The organism is Paenarthrobacter sp. R1 (assembly GCF_030264015.1).
Lineage (GTDB): Bacteria > Actinomycetota > Actinomycetes > Actinomycetales > Micrococcaceae > Arthrobacter > Arthrobacter ureafaciens.
Map to the genome: position 1 here is coordinate 2,900,138 of NZ_CP127115.1, position 16,231 is coordinate 2,916,368.

14 protein-coding genes are annotated in these 16,231 nt (G+C 63.1%); 13 read left to right on the forward strand and 1 reads right to left on the reverse strand.

Features of this window, described 5'->3' with window-relative positions; all coding sequences use genetic code 11:
• The first annotated feature begins 89 nt into the window (after positions 1 to 89).
• The 13 genes from QN084_RS14135 to QN084_RS14195 all read left to right on the forward strand — a co-directional run bounded on the left by QN084_RS14135 (position 90) and on the right by QN084_RS14195 (position 15,400).
• Complete coding sequence (locus QN084_RS14135) at positions 90 to 1,451, forward strand: ABC transporter substrate-binding protein (protein WP_170828522.1); 1,362 nt, start codon at positions 90 to 92, stop codon at positions 1,449 to 1,451.
• Between the two features lie 13 nt (positions 1,452 to 1,464).
• The gene (locus QN084_RS14140) at positions 1,465 to 2,526 is read left to right on the forward strand and encodes a carbohydrate ABC transporter permease (protein ID WP_170828523.1); all 1,062 of its coding nucleotides are present in this window, start codon (positions 1,465 to 1,467) and stop codon (positions 2,524 to 2,526) included.
• Positions 2,523 to 3,458, forward strand: coding sequence for a carbohydrate ABC transporter permease (locus QN084_RS14145; RefSeq protein ID WP_069696277.1), 936 nt, complete (start codon positions 2,523 to 2,525; stop codon positions 3,456 to 3,458). The genes QN084_RS14140 and QN084_RS14145 overlap by 4 nt, the downstream gene beginning before the upstream one ends.
• 2 nt (positions 3,459 to 3,460) lie before the next feature.
• Positions 3,461 to 4,309, forward strand: a complete 849-nt coding sequence (locus QN084_RS14150) for a sugar phosphate isomerase/epimerase family protein (protein ID WP_069696278.1) — start codon at positions 3,461 to 3,463, stop codon at positions 4,307 to 4,309.
• Positions 4,306 to 5,499, forward strand: coding sequence for a Gfo/Idh/MocA family protein (locus QN084_RS14155; protein ID WP_069696279.1), 1,194 nt, complete (start codon positions 4,306 to 4,308; stop codon positions 5,497 to 5,499). The genes QN084_RS14150 and QN084_RS14155 overlap by 4 nt, the downstream gene beginning before the upstream one ends.
• Positions 5,496 to 6,422 (forward strand): sugar phosphate isomerase/epimerase family protein, encoded by a 927-nt coding sequence (locus QN084_RS14160; RefSeq protein WP_069696280.1) that lies wholly within the window; start codon positions 5,496 to 5,498, stop codon positions 6,420 to 6,422. The genes QN084_RS14155 and QN084_RS14160 overlap by 4 nt, the downstream gene beginning before the upstream one ends.
• Before the next feature lie 4 nt (positions 6,423 to 6,426).
• Positions 6,427 to 7,824, forward strand: a complete 1,398-nt coding sequence (gene uxaC, locus QN084_RS14165; protein WP_069696281.1) for a glucuronate isomerase — start codon at positions 6,427 to 6,429, stop codon at positions 7,822 to 7,824.
• On the forward strand, positions 7,821 to 9,164 hold the full coding sequence (locus QN084_RS14170; protein ID WP_069696282.1) for a mannitol dehydrogenase family protein: 1,344 nt from the start codon (positions 7,821 to 7,823) through the stop codon (positions 9,162 to 9,164). The genes uxaC and QN084_RS14170 overlap by 4 nt, the downstream gene beginning before the upstream one ends.
• Before the next feature lie 33 nt (positions 9,165 to 9,197).
• A complete protein-coding gene (gene manD / locus QN084_RS14175) occupies positions 9,198 to 10,427 on the forward strand; it encodes a D-mannonate dehydratase ManD (protein WP_069696331.1) in 1,230 nt (409 codons plus the stop codon).
• Positions 10,417 to 12,690 carry a gluconokinase, GntK/IdnK-type gene (locus QN084_RS14180; protein ID WP_069696283.1) on the forward strand — a complete coding sequence of 758 codons (2,274 nt, stop codon included), beginning with the start codon at positions 10,417 to 10,419 and terminating at the stop codon, positions 12,688 to 12,690. Before manD ends, QN084_RS14180 begins: the two co-directional genes overlap by 11 nt.
• Before the next feature lie 56 nt (positions 12,691 to 12,746).
• Positions 12,747 to 13,319 carry an orotate phosphoribosyltransferase gene (gene pyrE / locus QN084_RS14185; RefSeq protein ID WP_021471731.1) on the forward strand — a complete coding sequence of 191 codons (573 nt, stop codon included), beginning with the start codon at positions 12,747 to 12,749 and terminating at the stop codon, positions 13,317 to 13,319.
• Positions 13,320 to 13,689: 370 nt separating this feature from the next.
• Positions 13,690 to 14,121, forward strand: a complete 432-nt coding sequence (locus QN084_RS14190) for a type II toxin-antitoxin system VapC family toxin (protein WP_062094998.1) — start codon at positions 13,690 to 13,692, stop codon at positions 14,119 to 14,121.
• Positions 14,122 to 14,251: 130 nt separating this feature from the next.
• Entirely contained in the window at positions 14,252 to 15,400 is a 1,149-nt protein-coding gene (locus tag QN084_RS14195; RefSeq protein WP_062095000.1) for an alpha/beta hydrolase family protein, read from the forward strand.
• 81 nt (positions 15,401 to 15,481) lie between these two features.
• On the opposite strand, the gene QN084_RS14200 is transcribed toward QN084_RS14195, so the two are convergent.
• The gene (locus tag QN084_RS14200) at positions 15,482 to 16,222 is read right to left on the reverse strand and encodes a tyrosine-protein phosphatase (RefSeq protein ID WP_021471727.1); all 741 of its coding nucleotides are present in this window, start codon (positions 16,220 to 16,222) and stop codon (positions 15,482 to 15,484) included.
• Positions 16,223 to 16,231 lie beyond the last annotated feature (9 nt).

Here is a 16,231-nt window from a genome sequence, read left to right on the forward strand (position 1 = left end):
ATAGACTCGTTGCCGAAAGCCCCTGTGACGTACACCACCATTTGCTGCCATATGGCACCGTCTACGGGCTGCGTATCCAAGGAGGAACAATGAGGTTTGCACCATCAGCGAAGTTCGCCGCCGTCATCGTTGCGGCAGGACTGGCCTTGACGGCCTGCGGGGGAAGCAGCGGGGGCTCGAGCAATTCGAGCGGCGACGCCGTGGACGGCACAGGGAAGAAACTCAGCGTCTTGACGGGCGTCAACAACCAGTATCCGGAGCAGCAGAAGGAGTGGTTTAAGGACATCGCGGCGAAGTTCAAGGCGGAGACCGGTGCCGAGGTGGAGTTCGAAACCTTTGCATCGGCCAACGACGAACTGACCAGGATCCAGACCTCAGTTGTTTCGGGACAAGGCCCGGATGTGTACAGCCTTGGAACCACCTTTACACCCACGGCCTACGCCACTAAGGCTTTCGTAACGCTCAGCGATGACGACTGGAACAAGGTAGGCGGCAAGGACCGCTTCAACCAGGCCGCGCTGGGCATCAGCGGACCGGACAAGGACCACCTGGCCGGCATCCCGTTCGTCAGCCGTCCGTTCGTCATGGCCTATAACAAGGACCTCCTCGCGGCCGCCGGCATAGAGAAGCCCGCAACCACCTGGGATGAGCTCGCTGAGCAGGCCAAGAAGATGACCAACGCCGGGGCCGGCACCTACGGGTTGGCCACCGGGTACAAGGACAACTTCGATCCCTGGAAGTTCATCTGGGCGATGTCGGTCCAGGCCGGCAACCCGCTCGTGGACGGTGACAAGCTGAAGATGGATGACCCGTCCGTCAAGAAGGCCTACGAGACCTACTTCGGCTGGCTGACAAAGGACAAGATCGTGGACCCGGCCGCCATCGGATGGAGCAACAGCAACGCTGTGGCAGCCTTCGCGTCAGGGAAGGCCGGTTACTTGATGATGACCACTTCCAGCTCCGTGCCCACGCTCGACAAGTCCGCGATCGCCGGAAAGTACGCCTACGCCACCATGCCCACCGTGGCTCCAGGTGAAACGTCCCCGAAGGGTGACGGTGACAAGGCCGCCAGCATCCTCTCCGGCGACAACGTGGTGGTTGCCGACTATTCGCAGCAGAAGGACCTCGCCTTTGCTTACATCAAGCTCATCACGTCCAAGGAAGAACAGCTCAACTACCAGAAGATCTTCGGTGAGCTCCCGGCCAACGCAGAAGCACTGGCGTCGCTGACCGATCCGAAGCTCCAGCCCATTGCCGACGCCGCGGGCAAGTCGAAGGCGACGCCGTTCACCGGTGCTTGGGGCGACATCCAGCTGGGACTCCTGAACGTCACTGTCCAGTCCATTCCCGACCTTGCCAAGGGCTCTGTGGACGACTCAGCCCTGGAAGCCCGCCTCAAGGATGCCCAGTCCAAAGGCCAGGCTTCACTCGACCGGGCCTCCAAGTCCTAGGCGGTAACCCCAAATGTCAACCGATTCCTTCCGAAAAATGAGGAGCGGCGGGGGTTCGCTTGCCGAGAGGCAACTGTCCCGCTCCGGCACCGTGGAAAACACGTCCGACGGCGGTAGGCCGTCGAGCGCTGGCACAGGAACCAACCGGAGCCAGGGACCTTCGAAGAAGCCGGCGCGGCGCAGGAACATCAGCGAGCGCAACCGTCCGTTGTGGATGCTGATTCCCGGCGGCCTGCTCATGCTGGTCATCATTGTGGTGCCGCTCATACTCGGCATTTACATGTCCACGCTCAATCTGGACCAGTACTCGTTGCGCAAGTGGATCAGCGCGCCGTTCATAGGGGTGGAGAACTTCGTTGAAGCCCTGACGGACTCACCCCTGCTGCACTCGGTGTGGCTGAGCGTCAGCTACTCCTTGATTGCCATGGTGGTCACCCTTCCCCTGGGTATAGCCGCTGCTGTTGCCACCCAGAACGCATTCAAGGGCAGGGCGCTGATTCGTTCGATTTTCCTGATTCCGTATGTGCTGCCCGCGTTCGTGGTTGCCACGGTGTGGCGGACGATGTTCCAGCCTGGTGGCGTCGTGGACTCGGTCCTGGGCGGCATCGGCATTGAGGCAGGATTGTGGCTCAACGGGCCGCAAACGTACTGGACGTTGATCCTGGTTCAGATTTGGGCGTCGTGGCCGTTCATCTATCTGCTGGCGCTTTCCGGGCTGCAGTCGGTGGACCACGAGGTGCACGAGGCTTCGGCGCTGGACGGGGCACTCTGGTGGAACAAGCTGAGGTACGTCATTTTCCCCTACCTTAAGGGTCCGCTCTCGCTGGCCTTCCTCATTGGAATGCTCCATCACATCAACAACTTCACCCTTCCGTTCGTCCTGTTCGGTGTTCCGGCACCCTCCGACGTCGAGGTCTTGCCGATCCTCACCTACGTGACCAGTTTCCAGAGTTTCCGCTTCGGCCTCAGCGCCGCCATGGCTTTTGTGTCCCTGGTCCTGATCGCCATCCCGTTGTTCATCTATCTGCGCGCCGTCAAGCTGGACGACGCCGAGACGCCAGGAGGCAAGAAGTGAGCGCGTCAACTACTTCGGTCCGCGGTAGGGCAGGAAGCGAGGCATCTGCCGCGGAATTCAGGCCTGGTTCCAAGCGGCAGCATGAGGTCACCCGGCTCCTGCCCGGGCCGGTGCTCGCTATCATCCTGACTGTCCTGTGCGCCGTGGTCCTGATCCCGATCGCGTACATTTTCCTCGCCTCCGTGAATTCGGATATCGGCGTGGCCCGGGGCGAGTTCTGGCCGTCGACCTTCTCGATGGAGAACTACTCCAAGATCTGGTCCAGCGTGGGCTTGGCCAAGGGCCTGACCAACAGCGTCCTGGTGGCAGGAGCCACGGCCATCGTGTCTGCCGCCATGTCCATCTCCATCGCGTATGTGCTTGTCAGGTACCAGTTCCTCGGACGGCTCACCATCCTGCGCGGCCTTCTGGCCCTCCAATCGGTGCCGGGGACCCTCATGGTCCTGCCGGTGTTCGTCCTATTCTCCTCAGCGGCCAGTTACCTGGGCATCCAGGTCATCGGAACCCAGTGGGGCCTTTTCATCACGTACCTGACGTTTGCGATGCCTTTCTCTACGTGGGTGATGGTCACCTACCTGCGTGGCTTGCCGCGGGAATTGGAAGAGGCTGCAAGGATCGACGGCGCCAGCAACCTTGGTGTCCTGACCCGCATCATCCTTCCGCTGAGCTGGCCGGGGATCGTCGTCTCCGGGATTTTCGCGTTCCTGCTGGGCTGGAACGACGTCCTGTTCGCATCGGTAATGACACGCCCCGACAGCCAGACCGCAGCCGTCGCCCTACAGATTTTCGGGGCGTCACAGGAAGGCGGGGCCATCCCCATGTACGGACAGATGATGGCTGCCTCGCTGGTCTGTGCAGCACCAGTGGTGATTCTCTACCTGATTTTCCAACGTTACCTAGTGGGCGGCCTGACCGCCGGAGGAGTCAAATAGCAATGACCGGTTCAGCAAAAGTTGAGTGGACGCTTTCAGGTTTCGGCGACGAGATCAGCGATGATCCTGTGCTGCAGATCGCGGTGCTCCAGGCCTTGGGCGCGAACCACATTGAGGTCCGGAGCGCATGGGGAACCAACATCGTGGACCTGGACGCTGCACGGCTTGGGCAGCTCAAGGCGCTGCTGGACGATGCCGGCATGGGCGTTTCCGCCATAGCTTCGCCGATCGGCAAGGTTGACGTGACGCTGCCGGTGGAACATGAAGTGGAACGCCTGCGGCGCGCGGCCAACGCGGCGCACGTCCTCGGTGCCCGCTACATCAGGATCTTCTCCTTCTACTACGGGGAAGGAGTGGCCGTGGACCGCATCCGGGACGATGTCATTGAGCGGATGCGGGCCCTCGCCGCTGTTGCCGAAGAGCAGGACGTGGTCCTGCTTCACGAGAATGAGAAAGACATCTTCGGGGACACCCCGGACCGCGTCCTGGACATCATCGAATCCGTGGATTCGCCGGCGTTGAAAGTGGCCTGGGACCCGGCAAACTTCGTCCAAGTGGGCGTCAAGCCGTTCGACGAAGGCTACGCGAAGCTCCGTCCCCACCTCGAGTACCTGCAAGTCAAGGATGCGCGGTTCGCCGACGGCGTCGTGGTGCCTTCCGGTGAAGGCGATGGCGATCTTCTCCGCACCGTGGAGGCGCTCAAGGCGGACGGGTTTGTTGGCTTTGCCAGCCTGGAACCCCACCTCGCAGGCGCCCACGGGCTTGGTGGCTTCTCCGGACCCACCGCGTTCGGAATGGCGGCCCGTGCCTTTGCAAAAGTCGTGAATGAAGCTGGAGTGGAAACCAAGTGAGCACTGAAACGAACCAAAGCACCATCAAGGTCGCCATCGCAGGTTGCGGCACCATCGGACGCACGCACGCCGCCGCCGTCGGGGAGTTCCCCGAATTGCGCGTGACGGCGCTCGTGGATGAAATCCCGGAAGCTGCTGCCGGCCTGGCGCAATACATCGAAGACTCCGGTGCCACACGGCCGGCAACCTTCAATAGCCTGAAGGAAGCGTTCGCGGGCGCCGACGTCGATCTTGTCATTATCGCCACACCAAGCGGGATGCACATCGAGCAGGCCTTGGAAGTGTTGGAGGCCGGCAAGCATGTTGTGATCGAGAAGCCGCTGGACGTCAACCTGGACCGGGCGGATGAGATTCTTGCCGCGGCAAAAGCCGCCGAGGCGAAGGGCTTGGTGGCGAGCGTGATCAGCCAGCATCGCTTCGACCCCGCCTCCGTGGTGGTTGACCAGGCACGCCGCGCCGGCCGCTTCGGACGACTGACGTCCGCCATTGCGTCGGTGAGTTGGTATCGGAGCCAGGGGTACTACGATTCCGGCGCCTGGCGCGGAACATGGGCCATGGATGGTGGCGGCGCGGTGATGAACCAGGGCGTTCACACGGTGGACCTGCTCCTGTGGTTCCTGGGCCGGCCGATCGAGATCAGCGCCAGGACCGCACTCCTTGCCCACACGGACGTTGAGGTGGAAGACACAGCCGTAGCTACCGTGACGTTCGAGTCCGGCGCGCTCGCAGTGCTGCATGCAACCACCGCGGCATACCCGGGCCTGACCGTCCGGCTGCAGGTCATGGGCAGCAAAGGCTCCGCCGTGATCGACAACGACAACCTCGAGTATTTTCACGCAGGCGATCCAAAGGGCCCCGACGGTGGGCCCATGGGAATCCGCGGCGGCGGCAATCAGGCAGAAGAAGAACTTGCCAAGTTCCCGGAAGCGCCGCTGGACTCCAACCTGGATCCCACCGTGTACCCGGCCGGACACATCCGCCAGTATCGCGATGTGCTTGAGGCCATCAGGTCCGGCAGGCCCGCAGGCGTCAGGATCGAGGATGCCGTCACCGCCCTCGGTACTGTCCGCGCGCTCTACGTCTCAGCAACTCTGGGTAAGCCCGTCCTGATCGCCGACGTTCTGGCCGGGAAATACAACGATGTCCAGGTCCGCGCCGGCAACGGCCACCTCGAGGAGGTTACGGCATGAAATTCTCCGTCTTTACGGCCTCCACACCGGAATGGACTCCGCAGGAAGCCGCCACGCAGCTGACGGCCCAGGGCTGGCACGGAATCGAATGGCGGGTGACGGACCAGGCCGAAGCCCCGGAACCCGGCTTCTGGGCCGGAAACAAGGCAACGTGGCCGATGACCGGGATTGAGGACTCTGTCCCGGAGATTGCCCGGATCACCTCCGAGGCGGGTTTGGAGTTCTCCGGTCTTGGCGGCTATGCGCGCTGCGACAACCACGACGGCGTAGAGCGGGTTCTCGCTGCGACGGCCGCTTTGGGTGCCCGCCAAGTGAGGGTAAACGTCCTTCCCCTGGGCAACTCGACCATGGGCGGCCTGGAACCCAGCGGCTTGTCCTACCCAGAGCTGTTCGCTGCGACGCGTGGGCACTATGAGTGGGTGGCCGAACGGGCAGCCCACCACGGAGTCAAAGCGCTCGTTGAGCTGCACCACGGCACGGTGACTGCCTCCGCTTCCTCCGCCCGCCGGCTCCTTGAGGGACTGGACCCGCAGCATGTTGGGGTCATCCATGATTTGGGAAACTTGCTGATCGAGGGCTGGGAATCGCCGTTACCTGCCTTGGAACTGCTGGGACCGTACCTTGCACACGTCCACGTCAAGAACGCCCGATGGGTCCGCACCGAAAACCGTGACGAGGCTGGTGCTTCGGTCTGGGTCAACGAGTGGGCACCACTGGCCGAAGGGCAAGGCAGCGTCTTGGAGTACTTCAAGGCGTTGGCTTCAGTGGGCTACGACCACTGGGTCACCGTGGAGGACTTCTCCACGGAGGTACCCCTGGCCGAACGCACGGCCGGAAACCTCGACTTCCTCCGTCGCGCAGCCGACGCGGCCGGGCTGACCATCAGCGGAACCCGCGCCGCCGGCTCACTGTCGAAAGGCTGAACCGATGTCCACTTCCATCGCCACCCACCCGGACCGGCTCCTCCCGGCGGACCCGGGGACGCGGGAGATTGCCCGCAACCTGCTGGCCCGTGTTCAGGACCTTCCCATCATTTCGCCCCACGGTCATGTGGATGCCACCGTCATTGAGCAGAACACGCCCTTTCCGGACCCCGCCGCGTTACTGGTCACCCCGGACCACTATGTCACCCGTCTGATCCATGCGTCCGGCGTCAGCATGGAGCAGCTCCAGCCGCAGAACGCCGGGGCGCGGGAGATCTGGCGGACGTTCTGCCGCTCGTGGCCGCTGTTCGAGGGAACCGCGTCCGGGTACTGGCTGAGGACCCAGTTCCAGTCAGTCTTCGGCCTCCATGAGGAACTCAGCGCGGAGACAGCGGATGCCAGCTTCGATGCAATCTCGGCACGTCTTGCGGAGCCCGGCTTCCGCCCGCGCGAACTGTTCAAGGACTTCAACATCGAAGTCCTTGCCACCACGGATGATCCCCTGGACGATCTCTCCAGCCACAAGGAACTCGCCCACGATCCTTCGTTCCACGGACGCGTCCTGCCAACCTTCCGGCCAGACGCCTACATCAACATTGCGCACCCGTCCTGGGGCACCAATGTTGAACGGCTGATCGCTGCCGCCGGTGACGGTGCTACGGGCTACGGCGGCTACATCGCAGCCTTGGAGAACCGCCGCCGGTACTTCGTGGAACATGGCGCCGTGTCCGCAGATCACGGCGTCAGGACCCCGGCAACGCTCAAACTCGATCCGGCAGACGCGGAGGCCCTCTTCGAGAGGGCCCGGTCCGGCAAAGCGTCCTTCGAAGACCGGGAGGTCTTCGAAGCGCACATGACGTACCAGATGGCGCGGATGTCCGTGGAAGACGGCCTGGTGATGACCATCCACCCGGGCTCGTTCCGCAACCATCACACGCCCACCTTTGAAGCGTTCGGGGCGGATACGGGTCACGACATTCCCTTTGCAGTGAACTACACCGAAGGCATCCGGCCGCTCCTTCAGGATTTTGGGACGGCCAAGGACTTTCACTTGGTGCTGTTTACTTTGGATGAGACGGTCTTCTCCCGCGAACTGGCACCCCTTGCCGGGTTCTACCCTTCGGTGTACTTGGGTGCGCCCTGGTGGTTCCTTGATGCGCCGGATGCGATGCTCAGGTTCCGGTCTGCCGTGACGGAGACCGCCGGGTTCTCCCGGTCTTCCGGATTCATCGACGACACGAGGGCGTTCTGCTCGATCCCCGCCCGGCACGGTGCCTCCCGCAGGGTGGAGGCCTCGTTCCTCGCCCGCCTCGTAGCCGAGCACCGCATCAGCGAGGACCGCGCGCACGAGGTGATTGTCGACGTCGTGGATTCCGCACCCAGAAGGGTCTTCAAACTATGACAGGCAACGCCACCCGCCCGCGGCTGAACCGTGTCGTGGCAGCCGCGGGTCCCAAGGCCCCCGTACGCATTGTTCACTTGGGTCTGGGTGCCTTTCACCGCTCACATCAGGCCTGGTACACCCAGCACGCCGGCGACTCGGCAGAGTGGGGCATCGCCGCATTCACGGGCCGCCGACCCGATGCTGCCCAGGTCCTCTCCGAACAGGACGGCGTGTTCACGCTGGTGGAGAGGTCCGACGCCGGAGATACGTTCGAAGTCATCGGCAGCATCGTCGAGGCTGTGGACGGAAACGACGTCGGACGGTTGGCGGCGCTGCTGGCCGCACCTTCAACCGCCATCGTCACGCTGACCATCACCGAGGCCGCCTATGCCACGGACGCGGCCGACGCAGAGCACTCCGCAACGCCCTTGGGACGCTTGGCCGTTGCCTTGGCAGCGCGCAAGGAAAATGGCGCAGGGCCATTGGCGATCGTCAGTTGCGACAATCTGGCCCATAACGGGACGGTGACCCGTGAGGCGGTGCTCTCCCTCGCGGACACCCTTGACCCGGGTTTTGCTGACTGGGTGAGGGCAAACGTCAGTTTCGTCAGCACCTCCGTGGACCGGATCACCCCACGAACCACCGGAGAGGACATTGCCGAAGTCGCGGTCGCCTGCGGGTACGACGACGCCGCGCCCGTCGTTGCCGAGCCCTTCCGGAACTGGATCCTCAGTGGCGCCTTTCCAACGGGCCGCCCTCGCTGGGAAGACGCTGGAGCTGTCTTCGTGGAGGACCTCGAGCCGTACGAGAACCGCAAGCTCTGGCTGCTCAACGGGGCGCACTCGATCCTTGCCTACGCCGGCCAGTTACGGGGATATGCCACAGTCGCTGAAGCGTTGGCTGATCCGCTGTGCCGGGATGCCGTGGAGAAGTTCTGGGATGAAGCGGCACGGCACCTGCCTGACGAGCTGGGCGTACCCGAATACCGGGCGGCGCTGGTGGAACGCTTTAGCAACTCGAGGATCGCCCACCATCTGGCCCAGATCGCCATGGACGGGACCACGAAGCTGCGGATGCGTGCCCTGCCGGTCCTGGCCGCAGAAAGGGCTGAAGGCCGGCCCGGTGACGGGGCTGCCGGCATGATTGCGGCCTGGATGGCTCAGGTTACTTCTCCCGCCGACGTCAAGGACCCGCTGGCTGCGGGGATCGCGGAAGCGAATACCCTCGACGGCGATCGCCGCACCCGCGCGTTACTGGAACTTCTGGATCCTGGGCTGGCCGCGGATCCCGGCGTCCTGGCGCAGGTACACCGCCTTCAAGACCGCTTCACAGCCTCATCCACAAGCGCTTCCCGCTAAAACCTGACAGCCCTTCCGAAAGGATCTTTGATCGTGAAAATCATTGCTGCTGATGTCTTTGTGACCAGCCCGTCCCGTAACTTCGTCACCCTGCGGATCACCACCGAGGACGGTGTGACCGGTATCGGTGATGCCACGCTGAACGGACGCGAGCTGGCGGTCGCCGCGTATCTGAAGGAGCACGTGGCCCAGTTGCTGATCGGGAAGGACCCGCACCGGATCGAGGACACCTGGCAGTTCCTGTACCGGTCCTCGTACTGGCGCCGCGGCCCCGTGACCATGGCCGCGATTGCCGCCGTCGATATGGCGTTGTGGGATATCAAGGGCAAGATGGCCGGCATGCCGGTCTACCAGCTCCTGGGCGGCGCCTCGCGCAACGGGCTCCGCGCCTACGGCCACGCCTCCGGTTCGGACATCCCTTCGCTGTTCGACTCCGTGCGCGAGCACCTGGAACTTGGGTACAAGTCCATCCGTATCCAGACCGCCGTCCCGGGGATCAAGGCCGTGTACGGTGTTGCCGCGCAGGCCCAGGCCTCGGGGGAGCGCTACGATTACGAACCTGCAGGCCGGGGCAACTTCCCGCTGGAGGAGGACTGGGACACCCGCGCCTACCTGCGCCACCTGCCCACCGTCTTCGAAGCCGTGCGGAACGAGTTCGGCCCCGAAATCCCGTTGCTGCACGATGGCCACCACCGCATGACCCCCATCCAGGCGGCCAAGCTCGGCAAGGCCCTGGAACCGTATGACCTGTTCTGGCTTGAGGACTGCACCCCGGCCGAGAACCAGGAAGGACTGCGACTGGTCCGCCAGCACACCACCACCCCGCTGGCCATCGGTGAAATCTTCAACACCGTGTGGGACTACCAGACCCTGATCAAGGAACAGCTGATCGACTACGTCCGTGCCGCGTCCACCCACTTCGGTGGCATCAGCCCGTTGAAGAAGGTCATGGACTTCGCCGCGCAGTACCAGATCAAGTCCGGCTTCCACGGGCCCACGGACATCTCCCCGGTCGGTTTCGCCGCGCAGCTGCACGTGGGCCTGGCCATCCACAACTACGGCATCCAGGAATACATGCAGCACTCGGACAAGACCAACGAGGTCTTCCAACAGTCCATGACCTTCAAGGACGGCTACCTGCACCCGGGCGATGAGCCCGGCATCGGCGTCGAATTCAACGAAGAAGCCGCCGCGGCGTTCCCGTACCAGCAGGCCTACCTGCCCTACAACCGCCTCGTGGACGGCACCGTTCATGACTGGTAAAGCGACCCACGTGGTGGTCATGGGCGTCGCCGGGTGCGGCAAGAGCACCGTCGGTGCGGCCTTGGCCGAACGGCTCGGCGCCGAGTTCCTCGACGGCGACTCCCTCCACCCGCAGGCGAACATCGACAAGATGGCCGCCGGCACACCCCTGAACGACGCCGACCGGGCACCCTGGCTGGCCGAAATCGGCAGGCGATTCTCGACGTCGGACGCTCCGCTGGTGATCGCGTGCAGTGCGCTCAAGCGCGCGTACCGCGACATCATCCGCGAAGGCGACCCGACCGTGGCATTCGTGCACCTGCACGGAACCCGCGAACTCCTGGGCGAACGCATGAACAACCGCCCCGGCCACTTCATGCCAACCTCCCTCCTGGACTCACAACTGGCTACCCTTGAACATCTCCAATCCGACGAAGACGGAGTAATGGTGGACATCGAAAATCCCGTGGACCAGATCGTGGACCGCGCCGCGGAGTTTCTGCTCGGAGCCCAGGGCGGCAATATCCAGGACGCCGCGGCCCGGTTCCCAGTGGACCTGAAAGCCGCCCCCTTCAACCTGGATGACGCCGCTGTCCAGTGGGTGGAATCCACCATCGGCACAATGTCGCTGGAGGAGAAGATCGGGCAGCTCTTCATCAACCACAACAACGACTACTCCCCGGAGTACCTCGACGAGGTGCTGGAGAAATACCATGTGGGCGGCATGCGGTACAGGCCAGGCCCCTCCGGCGCGGTGCAGGAGCACATCAGGTACGCACAGTCGAAGACCCGGATTCCGCTGCTGGTCGCCTCCAACCCGGAGATGGGCGGCGCTGGAAGTTGCGACGACGGCACTTTCGTTTCAACGCACCTGCAGGCTGGTTCGCACCCCGACAAAGGGATCGCGCGGCAGATGGGCCGGGTTGCCGGCGTCGAAACCGCCGCCCTTGGCTGCAACTGGGCGTTCGCGCCGATCGTGGACATCCACTACAACTGGCGGAACACTGTCATCTCCACCCGTGCCTTCGGCAATACTCCGGAGATCGTGGTGGAGCGTGCCAAGGAGTACTTCGACGGCATCAGCGAATCACCCACAGTCTGCGCGATGAAGCATTTCCCCGGCGACGGCATCGACGAGCGCGACCAGCACGTGGTCACCTCTTACAACACGCTCGGCTACGAGGAATGGAACCGGACGTACGGCCACGTGTACCGCGAAATGATCGGGCACGGCGTGCAGTCGATCATGGTGGGACACATCGGAGCCCCGGAGGTGTCGCGACACTTCCGGCCCGGAATGACTGATTCCGAAATCCGTCCCGCCACCCTTGCCCCTGAGCTGCTGCAGGACCTGCTCCGCGGTGAACTGGGCTTCAACGGCCTGGTGCTCACCGACGCCTCGCTGATGGTTGGCCTGACCCAGACCATGAAGCGCCGGGACCTGGTACCTGCGACGATCGCTGCCGGTTGCGACATGTTCCTCTTCTTCCGCAACCCGGAGGAGGACTTCCAATTCATGCTGGACGGCTACAAGTCCGGCGTCATCACAGAGGAGCGATTGCAGGATGCGCTCCGGAGGATTCTCGGCATCAAGGCGAGCCTTGGGTTGCACACGGCTTCCCGTGAATCACTGGTTCCGTCGGCTGATGTGCTGTCGGTCATCGGAAGTGAAGCCCATAAGGCTGTGGCCGCCGAGATCGCGGACAAGACCGTCACCCTGGTCAAAGACACCGCGAACAACCTCCCGATCAGGCCCGAAACCCACAAACGTATCCGGCTCTACGGGATCTCCGGAGGTGCGGACTTCACCCGCGCTGACCCGCTCGCCTACCTGGACACCGTGAAGGAGGAACTCGAAGCTGCGGGCTTCTCGGTTGACGTGTTCAAAACGGCTGAGCAGCGTTCAGCCGCGGGGGAGACCGGGATGAACTTCATGCGGGTCCTCTCAGAGGAAGCCGCGGCGGATTACGCTGAACGCTACGACGCTGCTTTTGTCTTTGCCAACGTCAAGGGGTTCGCGCAGGAAGCGGCCATCCGCATCAAGTGGTCATCACCTATGGCAGCCGAAATCCCCTGGTACGCCACGGAAGTTCCCACTGTGTTCGTCTCGCTGAACCAGCCCAACCACCTGATCGACGTGCCCATGGTGAAAACCGCCATTCACGCCCACGCAGGAACCAGGGAGGCCATCCGCGCGACGATCCACAAGATCCGAGGCAACTCGGAGTTCCAAGGGACGTTCAACGACAACGTGTTCTGTGACTCCTTCGACACCCGGCTCTGATTTCCCGCTCGCAGCACTTCGATTTCCTGCTCCCGGCCTTACGTAGAATAGAAGCCATGACTTCCTCGCCTGAGACCTCAGTTGCCCGCGCCCGCCTTCTTGAACTCATCAAAGAACTGGCGGTGGTCCGCGGAAAGGTGATCCTCTCCAGCGGCAAGGAAGCTGACTACTACATCGACCTGCGCCGGATCACCCTCCACCATGAGGCATCCAAACTGGTGGGTCAGGTCATGTTGGCAATGATCGACGACGCCGGGATCCCGGTTGAGTGCGCCGGCGGCCTCACCATGGGTGCCGACCCCGTCGGTACCGCTGTGATGCACGCAGCCGCCGACGCCGGGCGCGCTGTTGACGCCTTCGTGGTCCGCAAGGCCCAGAAGTCCTATGGCATGGGCCGCCAGGTGGAAGGTCCGTCCGTTGAAGGCCGCAATGTTGTGGTCCTCGAGGACACTTCCACCACGGGCGGATCCGCACTGACCGCCGTCGAGGGTGTCCGCAAGGCCGGCGGCAACGTGGTTGCCGTTGCCGTGATCGTCGACCGCGACACCGGCGCGAAAGAGAAGATCGAAGCCGAAACGGGTGTCCCGTACCTCTTCGCTTTCGGCAAGGATGAGCTGGGACTCGACTAAGCGTCCGGGCGCGTCAAAAAACGTTGCCACCCGCTGCCCTGAGGTACTACAGTAGTACCTCAGGGCAGCGGGAAGGACTCTTTGTGGAGGTCAAAAACAGCGTCACGAGCCGGGAGTTTAATCACTCGTCCAGCGAGATCCTCCGGCAGGTACGCGAAGGCAACGTCATACCTGTAACTTATGGCCGGCGCGGGGACGTCGTGGCGTACGTAGTTCCGGCGTCTGTCCTGAGAAATCACGACGAAGTTGAAGCCGTCCACCGAGCTGTCACGGCTCAGCGCCGGTCGGCGAGGGACGTCGTTATGGCATCCACGGTGACCTTTGACTCCGAGGCTACCCTTCATGCAATGCGCGAAGGAGAGCGCTACTGATGCCGATCGTCAGCGCGGGATGCTATTTGGACACATCTTCACTGATCCGGCTCCTTACGCCTCAGCATCCCTCCCGTCAATCGCTCTTGGATTACCTTGACCAAGCGGACCTCTGGAACCAGCTATGCACCAGCAAACTCACGCAGTTGGAGGCGGCACGTGTAGCCGTGAGGGACGGCAACCATAACCTCGGCGCGCAGGTCGATCTCTTCTTGAAGCAGATAACAGTGATGCCTATCTCCAGTGCCATTCTGGACCGGGCCATGGAAATTCCGTTCCACGTCAAATCCCTTGACGCTATACATGTGGCTTCTGCCGCGGCTGCGACCGTCGTCATGACGTCGGATAAGAACATGACTGACGTCCTGAACAGGCTTCAGCAACACCCGGATTGGTCGTCGGCATACTCGTTCAAAGAAATCTTCGGTTAAGGGCAGAAGCAGGCAAAATCATCGGGTCGGGAGGGACGAGGGCAATCCTCCGAGGGCGCATCCTAAGGGCATCGGCGGTGCGGTTTCCACAGGGCTGTAAGGGAGTGCGTTCGAAGCCTATGCTGGCTGCGTGGGCGTTCAGGTAGGGAAGCTTCCGGTACCGCCGGAAGTGGAAGAAGACCTCCCGCGGCCCGCCAAGCCTGAGCCGGGCCGTGGGCCCGGGGCAGGGACGGAGCCAGCGGAGGATCCGGGTTCGTGGGCCCGGATCCTGCCTTACGCTGCCCGACTGAAGAAGTCGTCCCGCCGTAACTTCCTGGTGGCTGCGGGCGCGTCGGCGGCCCTGGCGGGCGACATGCTTTTCACCCGCCACGTGCAGGCTGAGCGGCGCGCACCAAAAATCCTCCGCATCCCGGATCAGTTCTCCGATTTGTACTTCCCTAAAGCCAGCTGGATCCTCTTTCCGGGCTACAAAACCAGCTGGGAAGAAGCGCAGTGGATCCTTAATTCGTTGCGTCCGGCACTCCACCAGCGGGGCCGCCTGGCTGCCGTGGGATATTCCAACCTGGGGCTGGACGTTGACGAGGTGGTCCGCGAGGTAATCCTCTACGTCCGTGAGCTGGGCCTCGAGAAGCTCTATTTTTACGGACACAGCTTCGGCGGAATGCTCGCGACGCAAGTGGCTGCCCGCCTCCTGGAGTTGCATGGCGTTGAGACGGAACTCATCGTCCTCGATTCGAGCCCTTTCAACCGTGCCGATGTGTTGGATAAGAGCTGGTTCGACGGTGTGGTGTTCCTTTACGAGAACGGCTTCAGGATTCCCTCGGTACTTCGCGGCGGCTACGAGCTGGGGGAGCGGGTGGTTCACAAAGATGAGCGTTCCTGGCGGCAGATCCTCGACCAAACGGCCGAGCAGCTTTCTCCGATCGCGCCGTCCAGCGTTCTGATCCAGACCGAATCTGCCTACATTTACCACTTTGATGGCTTGCGCTTCGTCGGGAAGCTGGGTCCGGCCAAGATGGCGTACATGGGCAACTCGGCCGACGGGACGGTCAACTACCTCACTGCACGGGCCGGGTGGAGCAAAGTATTTGCGCAGAACATGAAGCTTCCGATCCTGAGCACCGCAGGCGCCCGGCCGGCCCACGCCAGCCCCCAATGGAATCCCGACGTCTACCGGCCGCTGATTGAGCACATTCAGAACCAGCTTGATCCGTTACCGCCGGCACCCGAAGAACCGTCCTACCGGACGCCGGACGGGCGCATCATCCGGCCGGCTTGAGGTGACCGGCGTCGGCTGAGCTGGGCTGGTTGGGGCTGTTCCGGTTGGGCTGGGTCCGGTTGATCTGAAGGGAGCCGTGCCTCAGGAACCGTCGCGAAGCCTCTCAACCTCGACGGCGGTCAGGCCGGCCTCATTGAGGAAGGCGCGGGCATCACCGAATTCCCTGGCGAATCCCATCAGGAAATGCCGGATGGCCGCTTCCGGGCTTTGCAGGATCATGAGGTCCGGACTGAAGTACTGGGCCGGGGTGGACGGAACGTGCAAGCGCCAGGTGTCCGCCATGACTTTCAAGACGTCGGGGAGGTTTGCTGTTGTGGCGGTGTAATCGTTCACGACGGCCTCATCCGACGCGCCTGCAGCCATGAGCGCCACTGCCGAGACCACCCCGGTCCGATCCTTGCCCAGGGAGCAATGAACCAGTGTGCGCCGGCCCTGTGCCACAGGCCGGAGGGCGTCGGCCACCCACTGCGGGCGGACCCGGAGCCAACCCAGGTAGAGCTCACCCAGATCCTCGGGTGTTTCCACTGCCTGCAAGGACCCTGCCACCGCATTAGGGTCCAACGGGTTATGAATGACTTCGACGCGGGACGGCGCCCCTGTTCCGGCGCGGGACGGCGTCCCTGCAGGGGGAACACTGCCGTCCGCGCCCGAATCCACCAGCCAAGGCACAATGCTGCGCTCGAGGTCGCTGCGGAGGTCCATGATGGCTTGGATCCCGTGCTGCTCCAGGAAGTTCGAAGTGCCGGCAGCATCGAGGCCGAAGGGCTGGCTCCCCCTGAGTATCCGGCCTCCAGCCAAGGGACGCAGATTGAGCACAGCCATGGTGATCTC